Source organism: Providencia sp. NPDC089933 (assembly GCF_049545585.1).
In the GTDB taxonomy this organism is placed as follows: domain Bacteria; phylum Pseudomonadota; class Gammaproteobacteria; order Enterobacterales; family Enterobacteriaceae; genus Providencia; species Providencia huashanensis.
Map to the genome: position 1 here is coordinate 130,548 of NZ_JBMWDT010000002.1, position 16,896 is coordinate 147,443.

At 40.8% G+C, this 16,896-nt stretch carries 15 protein-coding genes and 1 riboswitch; of the genes, 10 read left to right on the forward strand and 5 right to left on the reverse strand.

Annotated features, from left to right (window positions below; all coding sequences use genetic code 11):
• Positions 1–17: 17 nt before the first annotated feature.
• The 3 genes from modB to ACPEH5_RS04405 are packed head-to-tail and all read left to right on the forward strand — an operon-like array spanning position 18 to position 2,059.
• A complete protein-coding gene (modB, locus tag ACPEH5_RS04395) occupies positions 18–707 on the forward strand; it encodes a molybdate ABC transporter permease subunit (RefSeq protein WP_042846620.1) in 690 nt (229 codons plus the stop codon).
• 1 nt (position 708) lies between these two features.
• Positions 709–1,776, forward strand: coding sequence for a molybdenum ABC transporter ATP-binding protein ModC (gene modC, locus ACPEH5_RS04400; protein ID WP_042846619.1), 1,068 nt, complete (start codon positions 709–711; stop codon positions 1,774–1,776).
• Positions 1,751–2,059, forward strand: coding sequence for a hypothetical protein (locus tag ACPEH5_RS04405; RefSeq protein WP_129466772.1), 309 nt, complete (start codon positions 1,751–1,753; stop codon positions 2,057–2,059). The genes modC and ACPEH5_RS04405 overlap by 26 nt, the downstream gene beginning before the upstream one ends.
• A gap of 65 nt (positions 2,060–2,124) precedes the next feature.
• On the opposite strand, the gene ACPEH5_RS04410 is transcribed toward ACPEH5_RS04405, so the two are convergent.
• A complete protein-coding gene (locus ACPEH5_RS04410; protein WP_042846614.1) occupies positions 2,125–2,943 on the reverse strand; it encodes a pyridoxal phosphatase in 819 nt (272 codons plus the stop codon).
• A 287-nt stretch (positions 2,944–3,230) separates the two neighbouring features.
• Between ACPEH5_RS04410 and pgl the strand changes: the two genes are divergently transcribed.
• Complete coding sequence (gene pgl / locus ACPEH5_RS04415; RefSeq protein ID WP_042846613.1) at positions 3,231–4,217, forward strand: 6-phosphogluconolactonase; 987 nt, start codon at positions 3,231–3,233, stop codon at positions 4,215–4,217.
• A gap of 180 nt (positions 4,218–4,397) precedes the next feature.
• Here the strand turns inward: pgl and bioA are convergent, their stop codons facing one another.
• Positions 4,398–5,666: an adenosylmethionine--8-amino-7-oxononanoate transaminase gene (bioA, locus tag ACPEH5_RS04420; RefSeq protein ID WP_166686715.1), complete on the reverse strand. Its 1,269-nt coding sequence runs from the start codon at positions 5,664–5,666 to the stop codon at positions 4,398–4,400.
• Between the two features lie 92 nt (positions 5,667–5,758).
• On the opposite strand from bioA, the gene bioB reads away from it, so the two are divergent.
• From bioB to uvrB, 5 genes are all read left to right on the forward strand, one after another.
• The gene (gene bioB / locus ACPEH5_RS04425; protein WP_042846611.1) at positions 5,759–6,796 is read left to right on the forward strand and encodes a biotin synthase BioB; all 1,038 of its coding nucleotides are present in this window, start codon (positions 5,759–5,761) and stop codon (positions 6,794–6,796) included.
• The gene (gene bioF / locus ACPEH5_RS04430; protein ID WP_166686717.1) at positions 6,796–7,953 is read left to right on the forward strand and encodes an 8-amino-7-oxononanoate synthase; all 1,158 of its coding nucleotides are present in this window, start codon (positions 6,796–6,798) and stop codon (positions 7,951–7,953) included. The genes bioB and bioF overlap by 1 nt, the downstream gene beginning before the upstream one ends.
• Complete coding sequence (bioC, locus tag ACPEH5_RS04435) at positions 7,931–8,716, forward strand: malonyl-ACP O-methyltransferase BioC (protein ID WP_166686718.1); 786 nt, start codon at positions 7,931–7,933, stop codon at positions 8,714–8,716. Before bioF ends, bioC begins: the two co-directional genes overlap by 23 nt.
• On the forward strand, positions 8,709–9,389 hold the full coding sequence (gene bioD / locus ACPEH5_RS04440) for a dethiobiotin synthase (protein WP_071547846.1): 681 nt from the start codon (positions 8,709–8,711) through the stop codon (positions 9,387–9,389). Before bioC ends, bioD begins: the two co-directional genes overlap by 8 nt.
• A 628-nt stretch (positions 9,390–10,017) precedes the next feature.
• Positions 10,018–12,036, forward strand: a complete 2,019-nt coding sequence (gene uvrB, locus ACPEH5_RS04445; protein WP_048606492.1) for an excinuclease ABC subunit UvrB — start codon at positions 10,018–10,020, stop codon at positions 12,034–12,036.
• A gap of 82 nt (positions 12,037–12,118) precedes the next feature.
• Here uvrB and glsA read toward each other — a convergent pair whose 3' ends face one another.
• The 3 genes from glsA to ACPEH5_RS04460 form a co-directional block, all read right to left on the reverse strand.
• Positions 12,119–13,054 carry a glutaminase A gene (glsA, locus tag ACPEH5_RS04450; RefSeq protein WP_048606494.1) on the reverse strand — a complete coding sequence of 312 codons (936 nt, stop codon included), beginning with the start codon at positions 13,052–13,054 and terminating at the stop codon, positions 12,119–12,121.
• A 43-nt stretch (positions 13,055–13,097) separates the two neighbouring features.
• Positions 13,098–14,030, reverse strand: coding sequence for an AEC family transporter (locus ACPEH5_RS04455; RefSeq protein WP_166686719.1), 933 nt, complete (start codon positions 14,028–14,030; stop codon positions 13,098–13,100).
• Between the two features lie 188 nt (positions 14,031–14,218).
• Positions 14,219–15,127 carry a gluconeogenesis factor YvcK family protein gene (locus ACPEH5_RS04460; protein ID WP_042846604.1) on the reverse strand — a complete coding sequence of 303 codons (909 nt, stop codon included), beginning with the start codon at positions 15,125–15,127 and terminating at the stop codon, positions 14,219–14,221.
• A gap of 651 nt (positions 15,128–15,778) precedes the next feature.
• Positions 15,779–15,918, forward strand: a riboswitch (molybdenum cofactor riboswitch).
• Here ACPEH5_RS04460 and moaA point away from each other — a divergent pair.
• Positions 15,908–16,888, forward strand: coding sequence for a GTP 3',8-cyclase MoaA (moaA, locus tag ACPEH5_RS04465; protein WP_042846603.1), 981 nt, complete (start codon positions 15,908–15,910; stop codon positions 16,886–16,888). Its footprint overlaps the riboswitch before it by 11 nt.
• The last annotated feature ends 8 nt before the right edge of the window (positions 16,889–16,896 follow it).

A 16,896-nucleotide genomic window follows, 5' to 3' on the forward strand; every position in this document is an offset into this window, starting at 1 on the left:
AGATTATATTGTTGCAGATGTTAAGTCCTTATGAATGGGAAGCAATTTACTTAAGCCTAAAAGTATCAAGCGTAGCGGTATTATTCAGCTTACCGCTTGGGATATTAGTTGCATGGGTATTAGTTCGCTGTAATTTTCCTGGCAAAACATTGCTCGATAGTATTATCCACCTACCACTGGTATTGCCACCAGTGGTAGTGGGTTATTTATTATTGATCAGTATGGGAAAACGCGGTTTTATCGGTGAATGGTTATATAACTGGTTTGGTTTTAGCTTCACCTTTAGTTGGCGAGGGGCTGCGCTTGCTTCGGCCGTGGTCGCTTTTCCGTTGATGGTACGAGCAATTCGTTTAGCATTAGAAGCGGTAGATAGAAAGCTAGAGCAAGCGGCTAGAACATTAGGTGCCACGCCATTGCGCGTTTTTCTCACCATCACCATTCCGCTTTCTTTGCCGGGTATCATTGTAGGCACAGTGCTTGCTTTCGCCCGTTCTTTAGGGGAATTCGGTGCCACGATTACATTTGTATCAAATATACCTGGAGAAACTCAAACCATTCCATTAGCGATGTATACCTTAATTGAGACGCCGGGTGCAGAGGTTGATGCTGCACGCTTATGTATTATTGCGATCGTTCTTGCATTAATTTCATTATTAATTTCAGAATGGCTGACCCGTTGGGGTAAAAAGCGTTTGGGGGTAGCCTGATATGTTAGAACTCGACTTTTCCCAAAAGTTAGGGGACTTACAGCTGGAAGTGAATACACAATTACCAACAGAAAGCATTACTGCGGTTTTCGGGCTTTCTGGTGCAGGTAAAACCTCTTTAATCAATGTGATAGGCGGTTTAACTAAGCCAAATAAAGGGCGGATAGTGTTAAATGGTCGTACATTGGTTGATGTCGAAAAACGGATTTGTTTACCGCCAGAGCAGCGTCACATAGGTTATGTTTTTCAGGATGCGCGGTTATTTCCACATTACCGTGTCAAAAGTAATTTACGTTATGGCATGGCGCCAAAAATGAAAACACGCTTTGATGATATCGTTGAGTTGCTGGGTATCGAAAAGTTACTCAACCGTTATCCAATAACATTATCTGGTGGTGAAAAACAACGCGTTGCGATTGGTCGTGCTTTATTAACTGCGCCAGAAATTCTGCTGATGGATGAACCCCTTGCTTCTTTGGATCTCCCCCGCAAACGTGAGTTATTACCTTATTTAGAAAAGCTTTCTCAAGATGTTAAAATCCCTATTTTATATGTCAGTCATAGTCTTGATGAAATATTGCGCCTAGCGGATAAAGTCATTGTAATGGCTCAAGGGAAAGTTAAAGCATTTGGCCCATTAGAAGACGTCTGGGCGAGCAGTGCATTACGTCCTTGGTTACAGCAAGAAACATTGAGCAGTGTGGTGAGTGCAAAGGTACATAGTCAACACCCTGATTACGATATGACAGCGGTAATTGTCGGCGGTCAAAAGTTATGGGTTCCGCGAGTTGAAATGCAGCAAGGGGCTGAAGTACGTATACGTATCGATGCTTCGGATGTTTCTTTGGTTTTAGAAAAGCCGCAAGTGAGTAGTATTCGTAATATTTTAGCGGCAGAAGTTATTGAATGGATTGAAGATGGTGAGCAAGTTGATGTGAAGCTAGATTTAGGTGAAGAACATTATCTATGGGCTCGCATCACCCGCTGGGCGAGGGATGAGCTTTCTATTCGTAAAGGAAGAAAGGTGTTTGCACAGGTGAAAAGTGTCTCGCTTTCTCGTCAGCTATAGTGAGGCAAATAATTCGACAATGCAGCAAGCTATTTCACATATGGCACATGCAGCATCCAATATTTGTCGGGTATTTTTTCCTTCACGGCTGATTGTTTCAGGGCCATTTGTGAAAAATCCACAAATTTGGGCTGCATTTTGTGATAGTTTTCAACAGCAAAACCGTTTTTTTGGTCAGGCATTACCTGAACTTTCAATGAGCCAAATTAGCCGTAACTCACGGATTTATGGTGCGGCTTTACCTGTTTTGGAACAAACATTAATAGAGTTACTTGCTCAATAGCCTAACGTATTATTAGCTAGCCGAATAAAAAGAGCCGGTGTGCCTCCTTTTATTCGGCTAATGGCTTATAAAACGTACTTACGGATCACTTCGGCAATACCCGGTTCAGTGTTTACACGTGTCACCAGTTTTGCTTGTTGTTTGATTTCATCCACGGCATTGCCCATTGCTACACCTAAACCTGCGGTAGTAAGCATGCTTAAGTCATTGAAGTTATCGCCAAAAGCAACAACATCTTGCATTGTCATACCTTGAGATTCAACCCATTCTTTTAAACGTTGGCCTTTACTATTACCTTTGAGACCAATGTCCACTTGGTCAACCCATGACCATTCGCAGTCTAAGCCAAAGTCCGTTTCAATTTCATGAACGACTTGTTTTAATCTTTCTGTATCTGGGTAGCTAACGGCGAATTTCCATATAGATTCATAGTCATGCATAACATCAGCAAAGTCTTCCACAAACTCAATAGTTGGTCGTTGTGCTACAGGTAATGACTCCGCCCAATTTAAGGTACGTTTAATCCCTTCAGTTTGTGCGTTGTAGAGCATGGCATTATCGACATACATTAGATGTTGAATATCGGTTCCACGTAATTTATCGATCATTTGAGTGACAGAGTCGAGCGGCATCGGATCAGACTTTAACACTTTTTTACCCAAATAATCATATAGGTATGTACCGTTACAACAAATCGCGGGGGTATCAAGGTCTAAGGCTTGGTAAAACGGGTGGATCGCAACATGGTGGCGACCTGTTACTATGATAACTTTAACGCCTTGGCGTCGAGCTTCCTGTAAGACAGCTAAAGATTCAGGTAGGATTTTTTTTTGGTGATCTAGCAATGTTCCATCAAGATCGAGCGCAATAACGCGGTATGACATAAACGGCTCCACGTGATTTTACAGGTTGCCTATCTTAATCAAGTATAAAGATAGGAGGGAAGATGAATTAATTACAGCTATAAATTATCCATTCGAAAATAATTAGCTTAGTATGTTTTATCATCATAGCGTTAACTGAACCGTTTTAGTACCATTATTATCGATCCTTTTGGCTGAAACGGTGGTGCTATTTACTCGCAGCAATTTACTTAATATAGGGTATAGTTAAGCCAATGTAGTGGACTATAGATGCTGTTTAGTATTTTGTCATGAATTAAGGAGTCAGAATGAATCAGGTTGTTTATATTGCCAGCCCCGAAAGCCAGCAGATCCACGTATGGTCGATGAACGAAGTTGGGGAACTCACGCTTTTACAGACAGTAAAAACACCGGGTCAGGTACAACCAATGGTATTAAGCCATGATAAAAAACACCTTTATATCGGTGTTCGCCCAAATTTTCGTGTTGTGACCTATGAAATTGAGCCAAAGGGCACATTACGTTTAAAAGCGGAAACATCCATTCCAGGTACACCGGTTCATTTATCACTTGATAACAATGGCAAATATCTCTTTGTTCCTTCTTATCATCAACACAATTTATCTGTATTGACGATCAATAAAGAGGGCATTCCAAGCCAAGTTGTTCAGGTTATTGAAGGGTTGCGTAACCCTCATTCATCTCATGTTGATACTGATAATCAACAGCTTTGGGTGCCGTGCTTAGGGGAAGATCATATTCGCCTGTTTGATTTGCAAGAAAATGGCTATCTAACTGAAGCGACCGCGGATCAAATTACGACAGCACCGCAGTCAGGGCCTCGTCACCTTGCATTCCACCCTAGTGAGAAAGTGATCTACTGTATCAATGAGTTAGACTCAACCATTGGTGTTTACCGTAAGTTTACCCGTTATCGCACCATGCAAACATTAGCAAACTATCCTGCAGGAAATGAAAGCCAGCGTTGGGCCGCTGATATCCATGTGACGCCTGATGGCCGCCATTTGTATGCCAGTGAACGGTCAGAAAGCTATATTAGCCACTATCTTATTTCTGATGATGGCTGCGAACTCACTTTGGAAGCGCGTTACCCGACAGAAGCCCATCCAAGAGGTTTTAATATTGATAACACCGGCCGCTTTTTAATTTCCAGTGGGCAAAAGTCAGACCATATTTCAGTTTCTGAAATTGACCCAATTACAGGGAAACTGACGCAAATAGGAAGGTATGCGGTTGGGAAAGGCCCTATGTGGGTTATTTCAGTCATCCTTTAATCTTCGTCATACTTCGAGCTATAGCGGTGTTGGCTTCACTCGGCTACTTTTGGGTCACATACTGATGTATGCTCCCCAAGATACCTTCGATTGCCGCCTTGCTATAACTCGAAGTATTTAGAAGATTATCTAATTAAAAACTCAGTAAGGATCACTTCAATTATCATTGAATTTATTGTGTTATCCCAACACTTTTGCCATCGTATTCGTCACTTTACTGAGTTGCTCGGGAGTGATGATATACGGTGGCATCACATAAATCAGTTTGCCGAACGGGCGAACCCAAACGCCATTTTCAACAAATACCTTTTGTAATGCCGCTGTATCCACTGGCTGCTTCATTTCAATAACGCCGATGGCACCGAGGACGCGTATATCTGCGACGCTAGGGTGAGAGCGCAAAGGCATTAATTCAGCTTTGAGTTGTAGCTCAATATTGGCGATGGTTTGTTGCCACGGGCTATTGAGCAATAGTGATAGGTTTGCATCTGCAACCGCACAGGCAAGGGGGTTGCCCATAAATGTTGGTCCATGCATAAAACAACCAGCCTCGCCATTGCTTATGGTTTCGGCGACATGGCGAGTTGTCAGGGTTGCTGATAGCGTCATATAACCCCCAGTTAATGCTTTGCCGATACACATAATATCAGGTGAGATATTTGCGTGTTGACAGGCAAATAGTTTACCGGTGCGGCCAAATCCTGTCGCAATTTCATCTGCTATTAGTAAGAGGCCATAATGGTCGCATAAATCACGTACGCCTTTTAAATAGGCAGGGTGATAGATGCGCATTCCCCCAGCACCTTGAACAATGGGTTCTAGGATGATCGCAGCAATTTCATGGCTATTTTCTGCTAATTGTGCTTCGAGTGGATGTAAATCTGCGGGGTTCCATTCATCATTAAAACCACATTGTGGAGCTTCCACAAACACGTGAGGGGGCAAATACCCCTTGTACAGTTCATGCATGGAATTATCTGGGTCACAAACGGCCATAGCACCAAAGGTATCACCATGATATCCGTGGCGTAATGTCAAAATTCGCTGGCGTTTTTCGCCTTTGGCTTGCCAATATTGCAGTGCCATTTTTAGTGCCACTTCAACTGCGACAGAGCCTGAATCAGCGAGAAATATGCATTCCAGTGGTTCAGGAGTGATAGCCACTAATTGTTTGCATAGATTTACTGCTGGTGGGTGAGTGATCCCCCCAAACATGACATGAGACATTTTGCTCAACTGAGTGGTAACAGCTTGGTTGAGTTCAGGGTGATTATAGCCATGGATTGCAGCCCACCATGAAGACATGCCGTCAATCAATCTTTTTCCATCAGGCATCACGAGTTCGACTCCTTGCGCTTCCACAATGGGATAGGCTGGAATGGGTTGGCTCATTGATGTGTAAGGATGCCAAATATGTTTGGCATCAAAAGTAATATCAGCATTGTTCATTTTTATCTTCGTCAACTTTTTATGATCATTTTAGTTGACATGATAATCGCAATATTTAAACTGGCAACAACTTTTTCAACTGGAGAGTTCCCGTGAGCCAATTAAAACAGTGGACAATAAAACAAGCTAATGAACTGTTTTCAATGCCTTTTTTTGACTTGTTATTTCAAGCGCAGCAAATTCATCGGCAAAATTTTGATCCCCAACAAGTGCAAGTGAGTACGCTTCTATCAATTAAAACAGGGGCTTGTCCCGAAGATTGTAAATATTGTGCTCAAAGTGCTCGTTATAAAACGGGGCTAGAAACTGAGCGTTTAATGGAAGTACAACAAGTTTTAGAATCAGCTAAGAAAGCGAAGCAAGCAGGCTCAACGCGTTTTTGTATGGGGGCTGCATGGCGTAACCCTAAAGAACGGGATATGCCTTATCTTGAAATGATGGTTAAAGAGGTTAAATCGTTAGGGATGGAAACCTGTATGACACTTGGAATGATTGATAATACCCAAGCCCAGCGTTTAGCAGAAGCGGGCTTGGATTATTACAATCATAACCTTGATACTTCTCCTGAATATTACGGCAATATTATTACAACACGTACATACCAAGACCGTTTAGATACTTTAGAAAATGTGCGTGATGCGGGTATCAAGGTGTGTTCAGGCGGGATTTTAGGGTTAGGGGAAAAAGTGAGTGATCGTGCTGCACTCTTAGTGCAACTTGCCAATTTACCAAAGCCCCCAGAAAGTGTTCCCATCAATATGCTGATGAAAGTCGAAGGGACGCCGATGGCGGATAATGAAGATGTTGATGCCTTTGATTTTATACGTACGATCGCAGTGGCTCGGATCATGATGCCAACCTCCTATGTGAGGCTTTCTGCTGGTCGAGAATATATGAATGAGCAGACTCAAGCGCTGTGTTTTATGGCTGGAGCGAACTCAGTATTTTACGGCTGTAAATTACTGACAACGCCTAACCCAGACGAGAACAAAGACCTCGCATTGTTTAACAAACTAAACATTAACCCAGAGCGAATTGAAACGGATGAGGGAGATAACCAGCAAGCGGCTAAACTAGCCGAAACGTTGCTAACCGCAGATAACCCACAATTTTATAACGCTGTTGTATAATGTCTTGGCAATCATTCATCGAAGAACAGATTGAACAGCGTAAACAAGCGTCGATCTGGCGGCAACGTCAATGTATTGACCGGGCTGATGGCCGGTCACTTTATCTGGCAGACAAAGAATATCTTAACTTCTCATCCAATGACTATTTAGGGTTAACTCACCATCCTAAGGTTGTTGCAGCTTGGCAAAGAGGAGCAAATCAATATGGGGTCGGTAGCGGTGGCTCAGGCCATATTACTGGTTACACCAAAGCACATGATGAGCTCGAAACGGCACTTGCTGAGTGGTTGGGGTATTCAAAGGCATTGTTGTTTATTTCGGGTTTTGCTGCCAACCATGCTGTGATCACGGCGTTGATGACACAAAACGACCGTATTTTAGCAGATAAATTAAGTCATGCTTCAATCATCGAAGCTTCGATGCATTCAGGGGCTAAATTACGTCGCTTTCATCATAATAATACATCATCTCTAGAACATCTAATCACTAAGCCTATTACAGGGAAAACTCTTGCTGTCACTGAAGGGGTATTCAGCATGGATGGCGATAGTGCGCCTTTGCGACAATTACAACAAATCGCCACAAAACACAAAGCTTGGCTGATGGTTGATGATGCTCATGGGATTGGAGTTAAAGGTGAGCAAGGACGTGGAAGCTGCTTTGAGCAGGGAGTTAAGCCTGAAATTTTAGTGGTGACGTTTGGTAAAGCATTCGGTTTAAGTGGGGCAGCAATACTTTGTGGCCAGCAAACCGCTGACTTTTTGGAGCAATCTGCACGCCACTTAATTTATAGCACGTCAATGCCGCCTGCACAGGCCGTCGCCATTTTATCGGCGATGCAACAAATCAAGCAAGCAGATGAAGCGCGTTTTAATCTTAACCAACATATCAAATACTTTAGAAATAATGCGAATTTCAATGGGATGAAACTAGCCGACTCAAAGACGGCTATCCAACCATTAATTGTTGGTGATAACCAAGCTAGCCAACAACTCGCAAATTTTTTGCGTAATAGAAATATTTGGGTTCACGGGGTCCGCCCACCTACAGTGCCAGTGGGAAGTGCTAGGCTACGGATCACATTAAGTGCCGCCCATAGACGTCAAGATATTGATCAATTATTGGAGACTTTAGATGATTTCGTCTCTATGTCGTGAAAAGCATAAAATAGCGGCTGCTTTTGGCCGCGCTGCGAAAAATTACGATTCTGTTGCTAGCTACCAGCAAGCAACAGGAGAACAGCTGTTGAAGCAACTGACATCCGAATTAGCATTAATGCCACATTCAGCGCCATTACGGGCGTTGGATGCGGGGTGTGGCACGGGGTATTTCAGTCAAAAACTTACAGCTCAAGGTTACCAAGTCACAGCGTTAGATATTTCTGTAGGGATGTTAGATGTTGCAGAAGGGAAGTGTGCTGCGGATCATTATATCTGTGCAGATATAGAAACGATCCCATTAGCGGATCAAAGTGTTGATGTCGTGTTTTCCAATTTAGCACTCCAATGGTGCCAAGATATCACTCAAGCATTAAGCGAATTATACCGTGTGACTAAACGTGGGGGAATAGTGGTATTTACCACACTGGGAGAACATTCATTAAGTGAATTATCGAGCGCTTGGAAAGCATTAGATGATGCTCCTCATGTTAATGTGTTTTTGGGAGTTCAGCAAATGCGCAATAGCTGCCAAAGATGGAGAAATCAGCTAACTATTCAAAAAGATACATTGTATTTTTCTGGGATTACAGAGTTACTTCATTCATTAAAAGGGATAGGGGCAACTCATTTAACCGCTGGGCGCAAAACGGGATTAATGACACGCCAGCGCCTAAAACAGCTTGCGGCTGTATATCCGATAACAGAACAAGGGTTACCTTTAACTTATTATACGGTATTTGGGGTACTTTATCGTGACTAAAACGTATTTTGTAACAGGAACGGATACCGAAGTTGGTAAAACGGTCGTAAGCTGTGCTTTATTGCAGTCTGCAAATTGCCAAGGTGTTAAAACAGCAGGTTACAAGCCAGTTGCATCAGGCAGTGAAATTACACCACATGGTTTACGAAATAGTGATGCATTACTATTGCAAGCAAATAGCGGGTTAACATTACCTTATAGCGCAGTTAATCCGATTGTATTTGAAGCACCAACATCCCCGCATATAATTAGTGATAAATTGCAGCAACCGATCGAATTTTCAGTGATCAATAAAGGCTTACAGCATCTACAATCGCAAGCGGATTGGGTATTAGTTGAAGGTGCTGGTGGTTGGTATACACCGTTATCCCATGAACAGACTTACGCTGATTGGGTTATCGAACAGCAATTACCAGTGATTCTAGTGGTGGGCGTTAAGTTAGGTTGTATTAACCATGCATTATTAACGATGAAAGCGATTATCGCTTCAGGCTTATCAGTGGTTGGTTGGGTTGCTAATGAGGTAGAAACCCCTGGGGATTACCAAAAACAGTATTTAGAGACACTTAAACATATGATTAAAGCACCTTGCTTAGGTGTGATCCCGCATCGCAAAGATATAATGGGCTGCTCATTAGGGCAATTTTTAGATCTTTCTTTACTAACATCTTGATCAAACATTTTAAAATGATGAATCAGCCCCTATATAGAAAGCGATAGTGGGCTGTAATAATTGTTAATTATATTGGCGATCTTTTTAACGTGATCAACCTAAATTTTGTCAAGTTTTTCACCTGAGATACCTGCTGGATCTTCGTAAAAAAGATAAAATCCCTTTTTCGTAGCGGATACTACGTAAAAATTTTTTCATCGAACTGCCATCTTATTGTCATTTAGCTATCATTTAACAAATTTTAGATATTGCGTGAAAGCATGAGCCCTAAGGGCTTCAAGAGTTATCCACTATTTCTGTGGATAACCTTGTGTATTAACGTTATAAAACAAGTTCTATGCTAGGTGACAAGCGGCTTTGCCTTTATTTGATGTGAATCTGGACTCGAAATTAATTTATTTTAAATTCAACTGGTTAAATAAAATCAAGCCTTCAATTTGTATTTAACATAGGGCGCAAAAAGGCAATAGCATAAAATATAAAGTTTAGAAAAGGTCAAGTACTTTTTTGGGGATAACATTTTTATAAACTTATTGGAATGGTTAATTACAGAAAATTTCATCTCAGGGCTTGAAGCTGGTTTTTTATCCAGTATTATAACGCAAGAGATAAGCTAAGGGGCGTTAATATGAGTAAGGATTTTAAACTGCATTCTGATTTCCAACCGGGGGGGGACCAGCCTGAAGCTATTCGAAAATTAAGGGAAGGGCTACAAGATGGTCTCGCTCATCAAACCCTATTAGGGGTAACAGGTTCGGGGAAAACCTTTACGATAGCTAACGTCATCGCAAAAGAAAATCGACCAACCATGTTGATGGCGCATAATAAAACCTTAGCGGCTCAGCTTTACAGTGAAATGAAAGCGTTTTTTCCTGAAAATGCGGTTGAGTACTTCGTTTCTTACTATGATTATTATCAGCCAGAAGCTTATGTACCAAGCTCGGATACCTTTATTGAGAAAGATGCCTCTGTTAACGAACATATTGAGCAAATGCGTTTGTCTGCGACTAAGGCTTTACTTGAACGTCGAGACGTCATTGTTGTCGCTTCGGTATCTGCTATTTATGGGTTAGGTGATCCCGATAGCTATTTAAAAATGATGTTGCATTTAACGGACGGTATGATTATTGATCAACGGTCGATTCTCCGTCGCTTGGCAGATCTACAATATACACGTAATGACCAAGCCTTTACCCGTGGTACGTTCCGTGTACGCGGTGAAGTTATTGATATATTCCCAGCTGAATCAGATGAATATGCTTTACGTGTTGAATTATTTGATGACGAAGTCGAAAGGTTATCCTTGTTTGACCCACTTACCGGTCAAATCCAACACCGTGTTCCTCGTTTCACCGTCTATCCTAAAACGCACTATGTTACGCCGAGAGAACGTATTCTTGAAGCGATGGAACAGATAAAAGTTGAGTTAGTTGATAGACGTAAAGTTCTATTGGAAAACCACAAATTAGTAGAAGAGCAGCGGTTAACTCAACGCACTCAGTATGATTTAGAAATGATGAATGAGCTCGGTTATTGCTCAGGGATTGAAAACTATTCACGTTATTTGTCAGGGCGAGCACCGGGTGAAGCCCCTCCAACCTTATTTGATTACCTCCCTGCTGACGGTTTATTAGTGGTTGATGAGTCTCACGTTACTATCCCGCAAATTGGGGCGATGTATAAAGGTGACCGTTCGAGAAAAGAAACTCTGGTTGAATATGGTTTTCGTCTACCTTCCGCATTGGATAACCGGCCAATGCGCTTTGAAGAGTTTGAAGCACTGGCACCTCAAACAATCTATGTCTCTGCAACACCAGGTAACTATGAGCTTGATAAATCTGGTCATGAGGTTATCGAACAGGTTGTTCGCCCAACTGGGTTACTTGACCCAATAATTGAAGTTCGTCCTGTTGCAACTCAAGTTGATGATTTAATTTCTGAAATTCGTATTCGTGTACAGAAAAATGAGCGGGTGTTAGTCACTACGCTAACAAAACGGATGGCAGAGGATTTAACCGAATATCTTGAGGAACATGGCGAGCGAGTACGTTATCTCCATTCTGATATCGATACAGTTGAGCGTGTTGAAATTATTCGCGACTTGCGTCTTGGTGAGTTTGATGTGTTGGTTGGTATTAACTTATTAAGAGAAGGCCTCGATATGCCTGAGGTGTCTCTTGTCGCTATTCTGGATGCAGATAAAGAAGGGTTCTTGCGGTCAGAGCGTTCATTGATTCAGACTATTGGCCGTGCCGCCCGTAACTTGAATGGTAAAGCTATTCTGTATGGCGATAGGGTCACAAATTCAATGCAAAAAGCGATTGCCGAAACGGAACGCCGCCGCGCTAAACAAATGGCTTTCAATGAAGAGCATGGCATTACTCCACAGGGGCTTAATAAGAAAGTCGGCGATATCTTGCAAATTGGTCACAAAGTGGGGGGCAAGGGCAAGAATCGAGCTAAAGATAACATCAAAAATGATGTTATGGCTGATGTGCAATCTATGTCGACAAAACAGTTGGAACAACGCATTTCGCAACTCGAAGCCCAAATGTATAAACACGCGCAAGATTTGGAGTTTGAAGCTGCGGCAAGGGTGCGAGATGAACTGCAAGCGATACGCTCTCAGTTTATTGCTAACTCATAAATATTGATTAAAAACAATTTGTTAAGATTACCCCGCCGCTTATTGGCAGCGGGGCTGTTCAATCAAGGCGGGGTATTATAGGCTAACGGCATTTGTATAAATTATAGCCTAAACTTTTGGCGAGTTTTGCGACCATCTTTTGCCCTCTAACGCTGTTTCCTATTGGGTCTAAAGGTGGAGAAAATGCCGCAATTGCCATCACTCCAGGTATTATCGTTAATATACCGCCTCCGACTCCGCTTTTGCTAGGTAGCCCAACGTTATAGGCCCAATTGCCTGAACTGTCGTACATCCCTTCCATGGTCATTTCAGCGAGTATTTTCGGGCAGTTATCAGGGTTAAGGACTTGCTCTTTGGTTATTGGGTTTTTCCCACCGGTTGCAATAGTTGCACCCATAGTGGCTAATTCTACCGTGGTAATAAGTGTTGAGCACTGACGAGTATATACATCACAAGCTTCCATTGTATCGCAATAAAGGTAGCCAGCGGCATATAATAGCCAAGCAATTCCACGATTATGAAAATTAGTCGCTTGTTCGGACTGGTTTAATTCCTCAGAAATAGTAATCTCTTTAGAGCCTAATTTTCGTTGCATCTCTAAAATACGTTGCCAGCGCTCATCTATTGATTGCGCTTTAATAATACTTGCCGCTGAAATTGCACCTGCATTGACTAAGGGGGACAAAGGTTTATCTCCATGTAATTCTAATGCCATCACAGAATTAAAAGGCAACCCTGTCGCAGATGCCCCTAACTTTTCTTGAATTACATCAGGGCTAAAGTCTTCGAGTGCTAAGGCGAGCGTACACACCTTAGAAATCGATTCAATAGCAAAACGGTATTGGGTATCACCTGCTGAAATAATATCCCCTTGAGCCGTCACCACGGCTAATGCGCAAAGTTGACTATCAATTTTGGCTAAAAATGGAATATAGTCTGCATTTGCTCCTTCCGTATCATGGCGGAATTCTTGGTAAATATCTTCGACAGTAACGCGCATTTTTTTTAGATCTAGCATAAGTGTTATTCCTTAATAAATATAAGTTAATTATTAAGCTCAGTTATATTGTATGGATAAAATATAAAATAACAGGGATATATAATAAATAAGTAAGAATAGAAAATGTTAAAGCTTGTGTTGCAAGTGTTATATCGGCTTTATATTTATTTGCTAAGATAACAGTCGTATTTGGAATAGGTAGTGAACAGACTAGTATTGTGACTTTTATCATCATTATTGGCATATTCAATAAATGGCCAAGTAATAAAACAACTAAAGGTGTAACAATAAACCTAAAAATAATAATCACTATAATAGGTATGGTTATTTTTAATGTTTTTAAGCCAGTAAGATAAATGATGACCCCAATAATCAGCATTGCGAGAGGTGAAGTCATGCCATTTAAATAGTCAAAAAAAGATGTTAATAAACTGGGTATCTTTATATGAGTTAATAATAGAAATACACCAATAATAAATGCGATTAGAGGCGGTGTGAAAATATTTTTTATTGTATCTATAACGTTAAATTTTTCGGTATTATTATCATTCTTAAGTAAATAGATGCCTAATGTCCAGTAGATAATGGTTTGTGCTATGTATGTCATTAATGCATAAGGTAATTGATGGGAACCATAAACGGCCATTGTGATTGGAATACCAAAAAAAACAGTGCTACTCATCGAGCAAAGGCCAATAAATAAGCCATGTTCTCCCCTTGGGAGCTTCATTATAATAGCAACTATAAAGGAAATTAACATTAACAGTAAAATAGTGCTAAATGGGAGTATAATAGCTGGAATTAATGTTAAAAATTCTTTTTTTGAAAAGTCAGTAGTGATAGATAAAATGAGCGTTATAGGCAATGTGATATTAAGTAATAACTTTGTCATTGCACTATTACTATTTTCATTGAACCACTTTATTTTACCTAAAATAAATCCTATCCCAACAGTCAGAAAAAGAATTAAAATATTTGAATAATCATTTAGCATTTACGTTCCTCAATGGCATTATATGGAACCACATTTTGCTAGTCATAAATATTAAAAAGTTATCTTTATAAAATCATATATTAATAATATAGATGAAAACCTTGGAAAAGAGAAAAATAATTATGAAGTTTTTAGGAATAGAATTTAATTCCTCCTTAAAAAGAGGAACTAAATTCTTAAATGCTTAATTAAATTAATTGGATGGCAGCCTCAATGGCTTGTAATAGTAGTTTTCTATCGTGACGATAAGGGATGTCATCTGCCTCAAGAACACGTTGGATGATTTTACGCTCTCCACTAATATTATCTATTTGCGTGCGTGGCCCAAGGATCAATGCATCGATTTTTTTACAGCCAATATAATGCTCCATCATTTGTAACTTTTCAGGTAAAGAAAGGTTAGCGGCAGGGGAGCTTATTTCTTTTGCTAAGTTACCAATATAAATCATTGGTGCTTTACATTCATGCAATGCACTTGCAATTTCTTCTAACAATAAGAGTGGCATCAGGCTTGTAAAAAAACTACCGGGGCCGATGATGATCAAATCAGCTTGGTGAATAGCCTCTAAAGCTTCGCCTGTCGCTTTGACTGTTGGATATAAACGAAGTTCTTTCGGGACTTCACTCAGGGCATCGACATTCACTTCACCGTAAACCTCATTACCCATCTCATCAACAGCCATTAAGTCAACAGGCGATTCTGACATCGGGATTAACTGCGCATCGACTTTTAGCATATTACGGATGAGATTAATGGCTTCCAAAGGTCGCACGCTCAGATGATCTAATGACTTTAGCATCAAATTACCTAAGTTATGGCCAGATAGCTCACCATTACCACTAAAACGATATTCAAACATGGCAGAAGCAATTGAAGGCTCAGTGATCAATTGGTTCAAACAGTTACGCATATCTCCCCAAGCGATCCCACCTTCAGACCGACGAATTCGACCCGTAGAACCGCCATTATCAGTGGTGGTAACGATGCCGGTTAAACGAGAACCTAAAGAGGAAAGAGAAGACATCACGCGACCAAGCCCATGCCCGCCACCGAGAGCGACAACATGCCTGAGATCCGCCAGACTGCAATTCGGCATAGTGTTCCTATATCAATTAATTTTTAGCACCAAAAAATAACCAAATCGTTTACAACGGCAAAATTCATCCGATATGCCACTGCTATTTTTTATGCTGCACTTAAAAAGGGTTCTAAATAAATTGGGCATTAATCTATCATAAAACATCATTCTTAGCTTAAGTACTGTGATAAAAAACAATAAAAGAGAACATTCCGTATTGAAGTGTGCTTAATGCGGAAAAATACACCAGATAATCTTGCTATAAATCGTACTAAACTGGAAATGATAGGCTTCGGTATTGGGAGTCATAACATAATTGCAACTGCATTTGAGGTATTGAATTGCAATTAAATGGCCGTGTGAGTTTTGTTTACACTGGTTTAATGGCGAACTGGGCTCTTATTTTAGATCTACATCAATAAATGTTTAATTAAATAATAAGGTGTGTTAATCATTTTATGAGAAATTGTATTCATTGTTATAGCTCAAAACAAAAAATTATCAGTAATAATAATGGCTTCGAATCAATTACCTCATCTTATGCAAGTCGTTGTATAATATAATATATATCGAATTCTGATTCGCTTTTTCAATTTCTATCAGCTAGAATCCATACAGAAATTAAGTGAACAGAGTGGCTAATTTTATTTTTCAAAATCAGCGGCTAAGTTCCAAATAAAACTCCTAGCCTTTGCGTCTAAGTTTGCATAAACAAATATGATGCACTGGCCGTGGCATACAGCCACCAGGGTGTAAGATAGAAATGTCTGCATCTCCCGTATTTGGAAAGGTGTGATTATGCAACAACTCGTCGATCAATATGACCGGAAATTTTACTATCTTCGGCTTTCTATAACAGATGTTTGCAATTTTCGTTGCACATACTGCCTACCTGATGGCTATAAACCCAGTGGCCGCCATGAATTTCTAACACTAGATGAAATACGTCGCATCAGTACAGCATTTGCTGAACTGGGAACGGAAAAAGTGCGTATTACTGGTGGTGAGCCAACAATGCGTAAAGATTTCAGCGACATTATTGCCGCAATTAATGAAAATGACGCCATCAAAAAAATAGCGGTGACGACTAATGGTTACCGCATGGCGAGGGATGTACAAACATGGAGAGAGGCTGGTCTGAACGCGATTAATGTCAGCGTCGATAGTCTCGATCCTCGTCAATTTGCTGCAATTACAGGGCAAGATAAATTTTTCCAAGTGATGAAAGGCATTGATGCTGCTTTTGAAGCAGGCTTTGAGAAAGTCAAAGTGAATGCCGTACTGATGAAAAATATCAATGATATTGCGTTGAAATCATTTCTAAATTGGATTAAACATCGCCCAATTCAATTACGTTTTATTGAGTTAATGGAAACGGGGGATGGCAGCGATATCTTCCAACGTTACCATGTTTCCGGTGAAACGGTTCGTGCTCGCTTGATTGAAGAGGGCTGGTATATGTTGCCTCGCTCTCGTAGCGATGGCCCAGCTCAAGTCTTTAGTCACCCTGATTATCAAGGTGAAATTGGGCTTATCATGCCGTATGAAAAAGATTTTTGTCAAAGTTGTAACCGCCTACGTGTTTCCTCACTAGGAAATTTACATTTATGTTTATTCGGTGAAAATGGTGTTCCTCTACGGGATTTGTTGGCAGATGATAGCCAAAATGAAGACCTAAAAGCCCGCATACAGCGTGGATTACACCATAAACGTGAAACTCATTTCCTACATATGGGTGATAGCGGCATTACACCAAATTTATCTGTTATTGGCGGTTAACCCTTTTA

What these genes read in the sequence shown, in the direction of transcription:
- glsA (WP_048606494.1), bottom strand. Translation starts at nt 13,054, where the DNA reads ATGCTAGATCTAAAAAAAATGCGCGTTACTGTCGAAGATATTTACCAA.
- ACPEH5_RS04460 (WP_042846604.1), bottom strand. Translation starts at nt 15,127, where the DNA reads ATGCCGAATTGCAGTCTGGCGGATCTCAGGCATGTTGTCGCTCTCGGT.
- moaA (WP_042846603.1), top strand. Translation starts at nt 15,908, where the DNA reads ATGCAACAACTCGTCGATCAATATGACCGGAAATTTTACTATCTTCGG.
- bioA (WP_166686715.1), bottom strand. Translation starts at nt 5,666, where the DNA reads ATGAACAATGCTGATATTACTTTTGATGCCAAACATATTTGGCATCCT.
- bioF (WP_166686717.1), top strand. Translation starts at nt 6,796, where the DNA reads ATGTCTTGGCAATCATTCATCGAAGAACAGATTGAACAGCGTAAACAA.
- pgl (WP_042846613.1), top strand. Translation starts at nt 3,231, where the DNA reads ATGAATCAGGTTGTTTATATTGCCAGCCCCGAAAGCCAGCAGATCCAC.
- ACPEH5_RS04410 (WP_042846614.1), bottom strand. Translation starts at nt 2,943, where the DNA reads ATGTCATACCGCGTTATTGCGCTCGATCTTGATGGAACATTGCTAGAT.
- modC (WP_042846619.1), top strand. Translation starts at nt 709, where the DNA reads ATGTTAGAACTCGACTTTTCCCAAAAGTTAGGGGACTTACAGCTGGAA.
- modB (WP_042846620.1), top strand. Translation starts at nt 18, where the DNA reads ATGTTAAGTCCTTATGAATGGGAAGCAATTTACTTAAGCCTAAAAGTA.
- ACPEH5_RS04455 (WP_166686719.1), bottom strand. Translation starts at nt 14,030, where the DNA reads ATGCTAAATGATTATTCAAATATTTTAATTCTTTTTCTGACTGTTGGG.
- bioC (WP_166686718.1), top strand. Translation starts at nt 7,931, where the DNA reads ATGATTTCGTCTCTATGTCGTGAAAAGCATAAAATAGCGGCTGCTTTT.
- uvrB (WP_048606492.1), top strand. Translation starts at nt 10,018, where the DNA reads ATGAGTAAGGATTTTAAACTGCATTCTGATTTCCAACCGGGGGGGGAC.